The 15,615-nt window shown below is 39.3% G+C and carries 3 protein-coding genes; all 3 read right to left on the bottom strand.

Annotated elements, in window-relative coordinates; genetic code table 11:
- Positions 1-18: 18 nt before the first annotated feature.
- The gene (locus BMW45_RS29110; protein WP_092246740.1) at positions 19-9,321 is read right to left on the bottom strand and encodes an LPD25 domain-containing protein; all 9,303 of its coding nucleotides are present in this window, start codon (positions 9,319-9,321) and stop codon (positions 19-21) included.
- Positions 9,322-9,405: 84 nt separating this feature from the next.
- Positions 9,406-9,534: a hypothetical protein gene (locus BMW45_RS28765; protein ID WP_278320799.1), complete on the bottom strand. Its 129-nt coding sequence runs from the start codon at positions 9,532-9,534 to the stop codon at positions 9,406-9,408.
- Positions 9,535-9,542: 8 nt separating this feature from the next.
- Complete coding sequence (locus tag BMW45_RS17010; protein ID WP_092246738.1) at positions 9,543-15,584, bottom strand: InlB B-repeat-containing protein; 6,042 nt, start codon at positions 15,582-15,584, stop codon at positions 9,543-9,545.
- Positions 15,585-15,615: the final 31 nt, after the last annotated feature.

Below are 15,615 nucleotides of genomic sequence, written 5' to 3'. Positions count from 1 at the left end.
ACCCTCCTTAACAACAATTTAATCAGGCTGCAAAACTGATTCTGGTTGGGGTGATTCTGGCTTTTCTGCTACATAGGTTTCAACCAATGATTTTACCGATTCTATCGAAGTTTCCACTTTCTTTGATAAAGTAACTGGTTTACTACCTAAACACTTTCGTTCTGATATTTCCAAAATATCTTGTGGTTTTAAGTAGCATTTAAATTCCTTATTCAGCTCATTAAGGGCTGTTTCTTCATATACACTGACAAAAATATCACTGGCCCGATATACAACGGCCGGATTCTGCCAGATATTGTTGCCTTCATGTGCTGCATATTCTTCAAAAGACAAATCCAAATCATTATATGGATCTATCACACTCGGTTTAACAGTAGCTATCACATATCCAAGGATATTTTTCATATCACTATTCTCAGATATGTCAATTACCTTATCAATTTCTGGTACTGGTATTTCTAACTTAGCATTGGAGCCACGAAGAATAGGAATCTCCTGATCTAATACCTTCATAGTAAGAAGATACTCTCTCCCGTTTCCACAACCTTTTGCAGTTAGTAACCCAAGTGCTGCTTCCTTAAATGTTACATCTTTCCGAATTTGATTTCCGTTCTGATAAAATATATATTGTTTATCATCTAAGGATAACGGGCCTATGAGACTTTTCTTTTCTTCTTCAAGTAGCCTATCCTCCATATAAAAGTTTTTATATTCTTGCTGGTACTTGGCAATATCAGATTCTTTATCAACTTGTTTCATAACGGCTGACTGTAAACCCGGAATCCATTCACTAATAATTTTATCCTGTTCAATTTCCCATTGCTTATACTCTTCTTGATTACATTGAGCTTTCATCATTGCTTTATATATTTCACTAGTTCCATATTGAGCTAGATCCTGTATATGTTCCAGCAGACTACCCGAATCTGAACCGATATCATAACGCCCATCATAAATATGCACTTTATTTTCCTTTAATGTACAGATAGAAAAATAGGTTTTATGATATCCCAAAATGTTCATTTCTGTTGCTGCCTTATTATAACCAGCAAGGCGATTATACGCATCAATGAAACTCATATATTCCGAATCCTGAAACATGCCAGATTCACTAAAATCAATTCTAACAATGGGATTCGTTTCAGATTCCTGCAATTGCAATAAATATCTTTTGGCTTCATGCTCCAATTGCTTCTCATTAATCACATATATTAGACGGTTTTCATTCTCCACAATACACACATACAGATTGTGTTCCTCATCATTTTTATCTCCGAATGCCTTTAAGGGTTCCATAAATTCTTTTGTTGATAATATAAATTTATCACCAGAATCAATTTGCCCATTTTTATAGCGTTCCACTGATTCAACAATATAAGTCACTTCTTTATCTTTAAGAAATTCTGATAATGAGTCATTTGACAAATCTGACAAATCCCTTTCTACATCAATTCCTCTTGCAGTAAGTATGTCTGGATTATACTTTTCCCTTTGTTCTTCAGCTGCAACCTCAATTGATGAAATTACAACATTTGGAAGATTTTCAGCATACCATGTTACCTTGGCTCCATCTGGTGAAATATAAGCTAATGTACGATAATCGGATACCATATGCACCTCATCCTCTGGACGGGAATAAATTGGTTCCTTCTGATTCCATACAGTAATTCCATTTCCAACACTGCCAAATACCAGGTCATATTTGATTCCCTTTTCCTTTTCGTCCAGCATAGACTCAAGGTTTTCTACCTGCTCAAATACAATATCATGTGGGGCATCGTTCAAATGAGGAAAAGCCCGTCGCCCATCAGCCCCGTATTCTGCTTCGTGACGGTCAATATCCCGCATTGATAAGAAATGGATATAATGATCCTCAACATCAAATCTGTTCGGCCTACTATCGAACTCAAAAGTTTGACCTCCTACAGTAACGTAAAAGAATGTGGGGTCATCCACGCATTGCCCCATAATATAATCATCTTGATTCCATGTCCACTCATCTATAATATTACAAACATGACCATCAATAAAAATTTGGGGATCTCCCTGACGAACATGACGCCCTTCTCGTTGTCTAATATCCAAAAGCTGCCTTATTGCAACTTCAACTGCTTTTTCGTCAATTGAACCAGAGTTAATCTTGCTATAATCACCAGCATGATAAGCCTGTAATTCCTCCACAGTATATTGATTCATAGCTGTTTTTGTCTCAGTAACGAATCCCTTCACATCATCTTTATATTCAAATTCAATTACATCGTTCTCATCTTTGAGTGACTGAAAATAAACATGCTCTTTAGGATAGCCAATACGGAACAACTCATATCCAAATTCCCTCATATTTTCAAGGTCCTGCTTCCTTTCAGCCGACTTTACCATCTCTGGTCCATTATCCAAAGTTGATTGATTATTATTCATTTCATTCATATTTTCTTCTCCTACGATAATAAATTCTACCGTATCCATATCTGGTACTATATCGTATTCTTCTGGATGATCATCCGGATTATAGGCCGCAAACGCAATCCAGGACGATTCACTTTTTATTGCTTCAACTTTAATAGTCGTAGAATCATCTATAACCCCCGTTTCGTTTTGCTCTTTCTCAGATATCCCCAATAAAGCATTTAATTCTTGCAGGCGTTCAATCTGACTTTTGTAGAGTTCTTCCTTCGGAAAAGGTTTCTCTGATTCTATTTTTGCAATTTCCAACTGTTTCTCAGCTGCAGATAATTTCTCCTCATTGGACTTAACTCTTTCCTCAAGCGAGTGGAAAGTCCGTGTGATTGAAGATATATTACTAACCGCATTCATGCTCAAATCGAATATATATTTAATCTCCCCGCCAATAATAATCTGAGGAACTATAGAAAAATCACCTTTTCTTGCAGTTATTTTGAATCCCAGATAGGTCCCCAGCTGGTGTTCGGTATTTCGTAAGATACAGGCTTCATTTGCCGCTGCTATCAACGCCTCCCCAGCTTCCGTTCGATCAGTGAATGTTTTATCTCCTATTACCATGGAAAATTCATCACCGACTGGTGCATTACTTTTGTATAGCTCGATATCCTTCATAATGCCAGAATTTAGGTTCTTCAACCGACTTATTTCCTGCGGATACTTTATTGTGTAATCATCCTGATACCGATAAATATTGCTCTTATGGTTTGCAAGTTCCCGATTTAACTGGCTTACAGAAATATCCAACTCCATTTTTTCTTTAATATATGGATTGCCGGTAGCCAATGCCTTAACCTCTGCATAAGATAAAGATTGTTCATCCAGGTCAGCACAACTACGGACCGGAGATTTGGAAGTCATAATCTGACTGATAAACTTTTGCTTATTCTCGATGACCTGCCAGGAATATGCATCGAACGTGCCGCTTGTTATATACCTGAAAACCCAAACATGGTCATTCTCATTGCCCTGCCTGATAATTCGCCCTTCACGCTGCTCTATATCTGATGGCCGCCATGGAACATCCAGATGATGTTCAGCAATCAGGTTCCGCTGCACATTAGTTCCGGCTCCCATCATAAAAGTCGAACCAAGCAGGAATCGCTTCTCTCCGCTTCTAACCTGCTTAAATAGTTTATCTTTCTGTATATCAGTTTTTGCGTCATGTATAAATGCAATTTCTTCCGTAGGCACTCCCAGTTCAACCAATTTCTTTTTAATTGCATCGTAGACACTGAAACTACCGTCTGGCTTTGGTGTTGATAAATCACAGAATATGATTTGTGCAGACCTTTGAGCCTTGGTCTGCTCCCAAATCTCATATGCCTTCTGTGCACAAACATTCGCCTTGGAAACAGGTACATCCGGCATGTTGGGACTAATCAATCTCTGGTCCAGGGCCAACTTGCGGCCATCGTTTGTGATTTTCAGCATATTGTCTACGCTTGGATCAATATCCCCATTCCGCACTGCATCAGCCCGTTCAGCTAAAGATTCCACCATCTTCTCTTGCAGCTTAGTCGGCTTTAATTTGACATTTACATAAGTAGCTGTTGGTACACTCAAATCAAGCATATCGGCTGTTTGAACATCAGCTGCCTCTTTCCAGAGACTCATTAATTCTGGGATGTTAAAAAAGCTTGAAAACCTTTTTTTAGCTCGGTAATTAGTTCCCTCTGGAGACAGCTCTATGGCCGTTTGAATATTACCAAAAGTGGAAGCCCATGCATCGAAATTCTCTAATCCATAACGCTCTAGTAAATCTGACTGAAGATAACGCATGTTTGTGTACAGTTCTGTCATTGAATTACTGATTGGTGTACCAGATGCAAACACAATGCCACATTTTCCCGGAGTTATCTCATCCATATACTGGCACTTCATGTACATATCGGTACTTTTCTGAGCCTCGGTCTGCTGAATGCCAGCTACATTTGACATTTTGGTATAGAGATATAAATTTTTATAGCTGTGGCTTTCATCAACGTACAATCTATCAATTCCCAACTGCTCAAATGTAATTACATTATCTTTTTTTCCTTCATTATTTAGCTTTTCAAGCTTGGCCTGTAATCTCTTTTCTGTTTTTTCCAGCTGTTTAACAGTAAACGATTGTCCGGACTCTGCCTTTTGTTCTTCAATAGCTCTCTCTATAGCCGCTATTTGACGATCAATATAATACCGCTGCCGCTCAACTGATAACGGAATCTTTTCAAACTGCGTATGACCAATTATTACCGCATCATACTCCCCAGTAGCAATTTTTGAGCAAAATTCCCGCCTTCTGGCTGGAATAAAATCATCCTTTTTTGCAACTAAAGTGTTAGCTGAGGGATATAAATCGGTAAACTCTCGCCCCCATTGCTCAGTAAGGTGGTTAGGAACTACAATCATAGCTTTATTACATAAACTGATTCGCTTCTGTTCCATCACCGACGCAGTTATTTCATACGTCTTTCCAGCACCAACCACATGAGCAAGCAGAGCATTACCACCATATAGAGTCCGGGCTACCGCATTCTTTTGATGGGGCATCAGCTTGATTTCCGGGTTCATTCCCGGAAAGGTAAGATGAGATCCATCATACTGTCGTGGCCGATTGTTGTTATAAAGATTATTGTACTTATGTACGAGATAATTTCTACGATCTGGTTCCGCAAATATCCAGTTCTCGAATTCGGCCTTTATCGCTTCGGCTTTCTGATTACATGTGGCTGTTTCCTCTTTATTCAGAATGGAGTCGTAACGCTGTTTCTCAGTGTTCCACTTCTGGTCATAAACTTTTGAATCTCGTAAATTCAAACAGTTTTCAAGGATATGAAACCCATTTTTTCTTGGAGTACCATACTTGGTAGTAGCAAGGAGTATTGAATCACCTACAACCTTATTACTGATATTCCATTCACCATTGAGTTTTTCAAACGATACCGTAAGACGCTCACTTTTATTTGCCGTATCTGTAAATCGCCAATCTTGCAATTGAAATGTTTCTTTTAAAAACTGTTCAATGTATTCCGGCTCAATCCAGGTAGCTCCCAAGCGTACATCTATTTGCGATGCTTCCAACGGTTCAGGCTGTACCTGCTGTAAATATTGTACGTTTATATCATATTGTGAATCTTGCTCCACACTTTGTATGGCTTTCTCCAGCTTACGTTTTACATTTCCAGACAGATATTCGTCGGCAGTGACAAAACCCGAATACTCATCCTCACCGGTTTTATCTGGGTCTTTAAAAATTACCCCTCTCAGATCAGAAACTAGCTCGCTTTTCTCTTTCCCCACAAGTCCGGCCATGTAATCAAGAACAATACGCCCTTTTTCTGATAATGACATCATCAATGCTTCATTTGCCGTGTCTACATGTGTTATCTCAGCTTTGGGATTGATAACACGTTTTGAGAATAATGCTGCTTTTCCGGAAACATCATTGTTATCATCCATTATCTCAAAGCTGCACAGAAAACTGTATGTAACATCCTTTGAAAACAGCTTCTTATTCTCTTTGGAATGAATTACACCAAAATGTTCAACAAATATATCATATAGCTCATTTAGCTTCGACATTTTAGCATCAATGCTATAATCGGAATCATTATTTAGTTCTGCATCCAGCAACTCATACCCCATATCCCGCAATTCAATCATTGCTTTCATCCGGGACAAATCCTTAGAACTTATTTGCTCTAAAACCATAACTGAATCTGTGCGATAGTAAATATCATCATTCACCAAAGCATAGGTATAGTTTCTAACCTGGGGATCTGCCGAAATAATGTTTGTTTTTTCCGCTTCAGCATCGCTTTTGACATAAGTATTAGAAAATTCACAATGGATATATTTATTAACCACAGCTTTCAGCTTATCATTCAAATCAGAATCGGTAGCCCTGCATGTCAATCGTTCACCGAACGGACCGGATACGAATTGAAATTCTCCCAGTACCATATGAGGATTTTCTATGAAATAGCGGTTACAGCTATAGACCATTCCTCCACGTTCTTTTAATGTAACGTTCTCATCATTTTGTCTAAGTTCAGTCTGGCTATCATCTAGTGCCTGTAAATCGTAGAATACTTTATTATCCATTTGCTGAATTTCTATGACTCGTGCATCAAATTCTTTTTTCCTGTATGTGGAATAATCATATTGACTTGTTGTCACGATATCCCCAACTCTTATAGGATCCTTATCTCTAATATTTTGATCCACATATAACCATAGCGGGTTAGGATCAGGTACATGATCTAACTTTTGGAAAAAAAGTATATCTGTCACTGCTTCCGTGCCAGCATTTGCTTTGAATGCATTGTCAGGCAGACGAATTGCACCTATTAAATTAGCTCTCTCAGCAAAATACTTTCGGGCTGATGAGTTTTTCTTATCCATGGTCCAGCTGGAAGTTATCACAGCCATCACACCACCTGGGCGCAGCTGATCTAGGCCCTTAGCAATAAAATAATCATGAATAGAAAAATTATACTTATCATAGATACGATCAGAGACTTTGTAATCACCAAAGGGGACGTTTCCCACAACCCCATCAAAAAAATTATTTGGGTATTTAGTTTTTTCATACCCAGTAATGCTTATATTTACATCCGGATAAAGTTGTTTTGCAATTCTACCAGTCAAATCATCAAGTTCAACACCATACAGCTGACATTCAGACATGGAAGCCGGAAGCATACCAAAAAAGTTACCAGAACCACAGGCCGGTTCCAAAATGTTCCCCCTTTTTACCCCCATATTTTCAAGTGCCTGGTATATACTTTGGATAATTAATGGAGATGTATAATGGGCATTTAGTGTTGACGCTCTGGCTGCTAAATACTCATTCTTTGTCAACAATTCATGTAAATCCTGGTATTCATTTGCCCAGGCATCTTTCGACTCATCAAATACATATGCGAGACCACCCCATCCTACAAAACCAGCCAAAACTGCTTGTTCTTCATATGTGGCAGATCGTTGATCCGCCTCTATTGTTTTTAATACTTTAATTGCTTCTATATTTTGCTTAAACTTGGCCTTAGGCCCACCACCATCATTTAAATGTAAATCTTCAATTCTATAATTACCTGGCGATGAAATATCAATATTTATTTCATCTTTGTTCACTTCTATGACTTGTTTATAATCAAGTGTAATGTCCTGTTCAACTGTAAAATCCAAAGAGGTACTGGATTGTACAGCTTCCATCAAATCATACTCCGGATTAAATTCATCTGCGGAATACGTCTGTACCAAAGAACCAGACTCATCTGGTGAATAAATAACCAAACCTTCCTGCATCATTTTCAGTTTTATTTCATTCACACATAGCTTGGAACCACTAAGTGTATCAACCGTATAAGAAATTTCTGCAATCTGTTCAAGCTTGTCCTCTGATATTTCTCCCGCAGTTTCTGGCAACATAATTTCAGCAGAAGGATTTGTCCAAATCTCTCCTTTCCGCTCAAACTCTATGAAATCTCCAGCTCCCCCTATTTTAATAAAACCATGTGTATTATTCATAGCTGCACTGAAAGCAATTTCTTTCCTGTATTCCAGTCGTTCTTCTGGGGTAATATATTCGTCTGCGCTAATCATTGAGTGGATTGTCTTTTCAACTGTATTCCATGCCACTTTAGCCCGATAACATAATCCTTGCGTTTTCCATTGTAGTTCCATTTCCTTGGCCATTGTACTAATAGAATATACACCTTCGTAGCCATCGTCTGGCTTAAAAGAACTTCCTGATTGACCATATTCTTTTTTAATAGCCTTAGCTCGATCTGATGCAACTTCTAATGCCGAAGTACCAACATAAAATTTTTCAATTTGGAATTTACTATGCTGAATATTTCCACCTGTTTTTAAAACAGTCTGAAGTAATGGTTTTGGTATCTGATCTGCTTGAATCGGATTATTCCAATTACCGGGAAAATCTTCCTCCGTAATTGGCTCTGTTATTCTTTCAATAGCAAGATCCTTTTTATTAATATCTTCGCTTTCAAAAATAGGTAATTTAAGCTGGCCATAAGGTCTTTCAGTCGAATAAACTGTTTCTTCTAGCCTCTCATCTGTAGGAGTCTGCACCGGAACTGTTTCTACTCTTACATTAATTGGAGCATTTTCCAATAGTTTAATCTGTTCCCTTATTTCCTGATAAACTGGTTTTGAAAATCTGATAATTCCATCATTTATTACATATAGCCCATTACAATCTAAGTTCTGAACAGAATAACTATTATTTCTTAATAGTGGTTCATTGAGTCTATCACAAATATCCAAATCGAGATCACACCTTGAAAAAACAGCATATGCAACGGATGCATGAAAATAATCTTGAAGTTCGTCTATCTCCTTAGAAAGAATTGCAGAATCATCATTATTAAGTTCTCTCAGCAAATCTTCTGTCTCTTCTCGGTCAATAAACCCTTTGATGTAATTCCACATCTTTGATTCTATAGAACTTTCAGAATTGTCTCCTGTCAATTCAGAAACATAACTTTTTTCTTCAGGAAAATTCCACAATTGAGGGAGTGGGCTTTGATTCCTTGAAATAACATCCGCAATGTCAAATAAATATTGTAGCTGCGGCTTTCTTTTGGAATAATCTACATACGGTATACCTTTACTTCCTTTGCGTGGGACGCAATTAATTGCGTTCCACTGTGAATAAGACGCACACGCCGTGGCTCCTGGCCGTTGTGAATGAATCATTAACTGTACGTCAAAAGGATAGTGTATGAACTTACCCTCGCTTGTTAAAAAAGCTTTCCAAGCATCTTCTGAGCTTCGAATTTGATTTAATGCATCATTATAATATTTTCTTACATCAATAAGTTTTGAAATACGACTTATTTCCCTATTCATAAAACTATCACTTCCTCTCCAGAGTTGTTTTTATAATGCAAACCTCTGTTTAATAAACAAAGGTCTGAAGGCACATGAATCTTCTCAGCCTGGGAAGGGTGGCTCCCCGGAAAGAAGGACTGTATCGGCATAAACTTCCAAACTTGGCACTGATGTCATTATCAGGGCGGCACACAATGTGTATGCCGTCCCTTCCATCATCTTTTTGTTCATTCTTCCTCCTATTTTTTATCTATGCATACCCCGTTTTCGTCTACCCAATTTCCATCTGGAGTATATTCATTTCGATACATGGAACCATACGGCCGGTCCAACAGACTCAGAGGTGTATTAAGTATCTCAAAATCAAATAACCACCCTATCTTATTGTCTCCCAAATAGGTAACACGTTCATTCTTTTCTGTGAAGTAGTATGATTTATTATCAATGCGCTGCCACCCAGTAAGCATTTTTGTTGTTCCTGGATCAAAGAAATAACGCTTGTAATCCATTGGTTCGTAATTCCAGCCAATTAACGCAGCCCCAAACTTGGCTCCTGGTTCCTTGTTCAGCTTGTACCAGGTTTTTTCACCTTCCAGGAACCAATCATAATTTAATTTTCCATCAGGATTAACATGATACCAGTCCTCTCCGTCACCAACCCATTCATCCCTTGCTACCGTTCCGTCTGGTTTGGTATAGGTGACATCGCGAGGATCAACAGGATTTACCGTAAAAGTTCCTCCCGTATCCGGTACTGTTGGCTTTGTTTTAGTGTCAATGCCTGGATCTACAGGTTTTGTCTCCTCATCGTTCTTTCCGGATTCATTGGTGGTATCTGGTTTGGAAGGTCCTGGGTTAGAGGGTTCTGGTTCCGTGGGTTCTGACTTTTTATTCCAATGAGCGTAATAAGTCGTCTCTCCAAGTGGTGCTGGTGTTGTTTCTATTACCTTGTCCCCTCCGGATGGAGCTGTGTACCAGCCTAAGAAGATATATCCCTCTGCATTTATGACTGGCAGATTTCCTACCACCTCACCATAGGGAATGATCTTATCTTCTGGATTTTTCTCTACTGTACTCATGTTTTTATTAAAATGAATCGTGCACTGTTTCACTTTCCAGTTTCCATAGTAGGCCACATTCTGCGTTCCCGTTCTGGTATCTTCTGCTATCTTCTCTCCAGTCCCATTTATTCCTGTCCACCAGCCGAGGAACTCCCAGCCATAGATTTCAGGTGCAGGAAGGCTTCCAAGTTCTGTGCCAGCGGTGTATACTCTCTGGATTACACCTCCTGTCCATTTTTCATGGTCAGGATCAAAGCTTGCTGTGTAAGATTTCTCTTTCCAGTGTGCGTACACGGTGATATCTGATGCTGGCATCCGGTTTCCGCTGTAGGTGTATTTATTTCCTCCTGTTGGAGAAGTATACCAGCCGTCAAAAGTATATCCTGGCTGACTGACTTCATTTTTTCCATCGGTAAGGATCTGGTCGAGTGAATCATTATAGTTTACGGTCCATTCCTTCACCACGCTTCCTTCCATACTGCCCCCATTTCCATCTAAGGTCAGCTTATAGCCGTTTATGGTATACTGGGCGGTTATAACCGTATGGTCTTGAATATTTGTAGAAAGCTTATCCCATCTTGAGAAAGTGTAGCCTGGCCGGGTTGGTTCTGTTGGCGGTGTTGCGTCAGCTCCAATATTCACCACCTGGGTTTTCAGTTCTTTCCCGTCCCAATCCTGATAAGTAACAAGGCTTGAGTTGCGGACCCAATGGGCATACACAGTGACATTGGAATCCGGCATTGTATTCCCGGTATAGTCGTACTTCGTTCCTCCGGTTGGAGAAGAATACCAGCCAGCAAAGGTATAATACTTGAGGGTTACGTTGTCTCTACCATCTGCAAGTGCCTGGTCATAAGATTCTCCATATTTGAAGCCTAGCTCTTTCACAGCGCTGCCTTCCATGGTTCCCCCATTTCCATCCAAGGTCAGCTTGTGGCCGTTTATGGTATACTGGGCAGTAATAACCGTATGGTCCTGAATATTTGTAGAAAGCTTATCCCATTTTGAAAAAGTGTAGCCTGGCCGGGTTGGTTCTGTTGGCGGTGTAGCGTCAGCTCCAATATCCACCACCTGGGTTTTCAGTTCTTTCCCGTCCCAATCCTGATAAGTAACAAGGCTTGAGTTGCGGACCCAATGGGCATACACAGTGACATTGGAATCCGGCATTGTATTCCCGGTATAGTCGTACTTTGTTCCTCCGGTTGGAGAAGAATACCAGCCAGCAAAGGTATAATACGTCCGGGTCGCCTGGTCTCTTCCATCTGTGAGAGCCTGATCGAACGAGGCCTCATAATTAATTTGTACTGCTTTAGTGGAACCTCCAGCCACCATTCCACCGTTTCCATCTAAGGTCAGCTTATAGCTGTTGATGGTGTACTGGGCGGTAATAACCGTATGTTCCTGAATGTTTGCGGAAGTCTTATCCCATTTAGTGAAGGTGTACCCTGTCCGGGTTGGTTCTGCTGGCGGTGTAGCGTCAGCTCCAATAGCCACCACCTGGGTTTTCAGTTCTTTCCCGTCCCAATCCTGATAGGTAACAAGGCTTGAACTACGGTCCCAATGAGCATACGCAGTAACGTTGGAATCCGGCATTGTATTCCCGGTAAAGCTATACTTCGTTCCTCCGGTTGGAGAAGAATACCAACCGTCAAATGTATAATACGTCCGGGTCACCTGGTCTCTTCCATCTGCAAGAGCCTGGTCATAAGATTCTCCATATTTGAAGCCAAGCTCCTTCACAGCGCTTCCTTCCAGGGTTCCCCCATTTCCATCCAAGGTCAGCTTGTGACCGTTTATGGTATACTGGGCGGTAATAACCGTATGGTCTTGAATATTTGTAGAAAGCTTATCCCATTTGAAGAAGGTATAGCCTGGCCGGGTTGGTTCTGTTGGCGGTGTAGCGTCTGCTCCAATATCCACCACCTGAGTTTTTAGTTCTTTCCCATCCCAATCCTGATAAGTAACAAGGCTTGAGTTGCGGACCCAATGGGCATACACAGTGATATTGGAATCCGGCATTGTGTTCCCGGTATAGTCGTACCTCGTTCCTCCGGTTGGAGAAGAATACCAACCATCAAATGTATAATACGTCCGGGTCACCTGGTCCCTTCCATCTGTAAGAGCCTGGTCATAAGATTCTCCATATTTGAAACCTAGCTCTTTCACAGAGCTGCCTTCCATGGTTCCCCCATTTCCATCTAAGATCAGTTTGTGTCCGTTAATGGTATACTGGGCGGTAATAACCGTATGTTCCTGAATGTTTGTAGAAGTCTTATCCCATTTCGTGAAGGTGTACCCTGTCCGGGTTGGATCTGTTGGCGGTGTTGCGTCATCTCCAATAGCTACCACCTGGGTTTTCAGTTCTTTCCCGTCCCAATCCTGATAGGTAACAAGGCTTGAACTACGGTCCCAATGAGCATACGCAGTAACGTTGGAATCCGGCATTGTATTCCCGGTAAAGCTGTACTTCGTTCCTCCGGTTGGAGATGAATACCAGCCAGCAAAGGTATAATACGTCCGGGTCGCCTGGTCTCTTCCATCTGTGAGAGCCTGATCGAACGAGGCCTCATAATTAATTTGTACTGCTTTAGTGGAACCTCCAGCCACCATTCCACCGTTTCCATCTAAGGTCAGCTTATAGCTGTTGATGGTGTACTGGGCGGTAATAACCGTATGTTCCTGAATGTTTGCGGAAGTCTTATCCCATTTAGTGAAGGTGTACCCTGTCCGGGTTGGATCTGTTGGCGGTGTTGCGTCAGCTCCAATGGAAACTTCCTCAGTCTTTAATGTTTTTCCGTCCCAATCTTTATAAGTTACCTGATATGATGTACGATTCCAATGAGCATATAGGTTCAAATCTGAAGATGGCATGATATTTGATTTAGATTCATCATACTTATCGCCATCCACCCTTTCCGTATACCATCCTTCAAAAGCATGATATTGCATTGAGGGTCTATTTTCGACCTTCCCATATATTAAGGAATTTAAATCATATCCTTCACCTACCTCAAATGATATCTCTGTTTTTCCATCATGACTGTTAAATAGACCACCATTTGCGTCAAGTGTAATGTTATAATTATTTGCTTTATATTGAGCGGTAATAATTACATCATTTTGTATGTTTATATAAGGTTTATCCCAACCTAAAAATGTATGGCCCTCCCTTACTGGATCAGCAGGTGGGATGGCATTGCTGCCTATTTGAATATTTTGTTCACTAATAACCTTTCCATCCCAATCCTCAAATGTTACTTTAAAATATTCTTCTTTAACATATTTAGGAACAAAAGTTAATGTTTTTATTATATAATCAGGTCTCATTGAAGGGGATCTGGGATCTTCCCAATGAGTAAATATATATCCTGGTTTTAATGGTGCTTCAGGTGGTATGCTTTTACCTCCAGCTTTAACATCTTCTTTCTTTAATCTATTGGTAAAATTTTCATCATCAAAATAATATGCTGAAAATGTACCATTTGGATCATACCAATAAGCATAATATTTATCATCAGGTTTATCATATGTATAATTTTTAGTATTTAATCTTTGGCCCCCTCCAGCAATATTTGAAAAATATCCTCCAAAACGATACTTTGAATAATTTATATAATCTTTTAAATACACAGTATCATAAGCATAGATTCCTGAAAACGGATCTTTAGTTAGCAAATTTGAAATATCTAAAGTTGTGCCAAATTCCTTATAAGAAATACTTCTATAATAAACTGATGCTGAGTTAAACATGTAAAATTCAACACTATTTGCATCCCATTGAGAAAAGATTTGCCTAGTATCATCTATTAATGATAATTTAGCCATCCCTTCCTTTTCCCATACACCATAAAAACTTATTGAACTAGGCCTATCTGCCATATTAATATAACTAGAATTTATTCCACCTATTAAATAAGTTACACTTGTTTGTGAACCAGGCTGAATAAGTGGAAATCCAGTTGTTGTTTTCATTAAATTTTTGGTGGATTTTATAGGGTGCATAAAGGACGCAGCCGGTACATATATAGTAGCACCCGATTTATCATTTAATGGAATCTCATAATTTGGATCATAGCCAACCAAATAATCATAATTTTGCGGATTTGTTTGCATATCATTCGCAAAAAACGAAAGATTTGTTGTTGGTGAGAAACAAGAAAAGAATTCTGGAAGATATCCTAAAAATGTATAACCCTCTTTTTCTAATTTAGGAAAAGTTATCATTTGCGTATTTTCTGATAAGCTATAATCTTTTACATTAAAAGTCATCCAAAAATCTTCACTGCCATCAGAATATTGAGATTGAAAACCATTGTTCCTAAATTTACCAACTGTTAAATCATAAGACGGCGAATTAGAGTCTGTTTCTCCTGGTATATTATTATAAAAATATAATTTCAATGATCTGTAATTATCTAACAGCATTGCTCTTTGTAGTATTGGCATTAATTTTATATTGCCATTTTTATCAGATTCAAACCATTTAACATTATTTTCATTTTTAATATTCTTAATATAACCGTAGAAAAAATAAGAATCTTTAATATCCCCCTCTTCAATTTTATTTGTTTTTATATGCCAAATGTCGTAATTGGAACTATCCCAATTGTCAAATTGCAACTTTTCCTTGTTTGTTACAGTCATTTCGTACTGCCGCTCAAGTTCATTCCAATTTTCATCATTTGGTTCTTGACTCTCCAATATATATGGTGCAAGATCGTAGTATTCATCATCCAAACTTATGGAAATGAATTCCTCATTTACAACTCCATTCTCGTCAGCTTCATACCAGAGGGGAAATTCTGCCTCTCCCTGGACAAAACCAAAATCCCGGTATTGTAAGTTTCCATATCGGTCCTCAAACTTCCAGAACCTTCTGCCCGCATAGGCATAGGATGCCTTTTGGTAATATTCCGGAATTTCTTTCTCCTTCGGTTCCACTCTGATAAATTTCCTCTCCGCTTCAGAAGGTGATGCTTTTTCCTCTGGGGGTACTGTCTCCGATGGCGTGGCCTTATTATCAGGCCGCACAGCCTCCGATGGTGTAGCTTCTGACACTTGCATCGTAGCTTCAGATGGGGACGCAAGCAACTCAAAAGCTTTCTCCATATTTGTCTTCCACGATGCTGAGGCTGTTAATGGAGGGGCATACCAAACTGTGGTTACTGCTATCACAGCCGCAAGACAAAAACTTAATATTCTTTTTCCATTTTTTTTCATGCTTTTTTCTCCTATTCAATTTCCATAACTA

The sequence above is a fragment of the Lacrimispora sphenoides genome (genome assembly GCF_900105215.1).
GTDB lineage: Bacteria > Bacillota > Clostridia > Lachnospirales > Lachnospiraceae > Lacrimispora > Lacrimispora sphenoides_A.
The sequence above is the reverse complement of the archived record's forward strand: the minus strand, read 5'-3'. Positions and strand labels throughout refer to the sequence as shown.

What these genes read in the sequence shown, in the direction of transcription:
- BMW45_RS28765 (WP_278320799.1), bottom strand. Translation starts at nt 9,534, where the DNA reads ATGAACAAAAAGATGATGGAAGGGACGGCATACACATTGTGTGCCGCC.
- BMW45_RS29110 (WP_092246740.1), bottom strand. Translation starts at nt 9,321, where the DNA reads ATGAATAGGGAAATAAGTCGTATTTCAAAACTTATTGATGTAAGAAAA.
- BMW45_RS17010 (WP_092246738.1), bottom strand. Translation starts at nt 15,584, where the DNA reads ATGAAAAAAAATGGAAAAAGAATATTAAGTTTTTGTCTTGCGGCTGTG.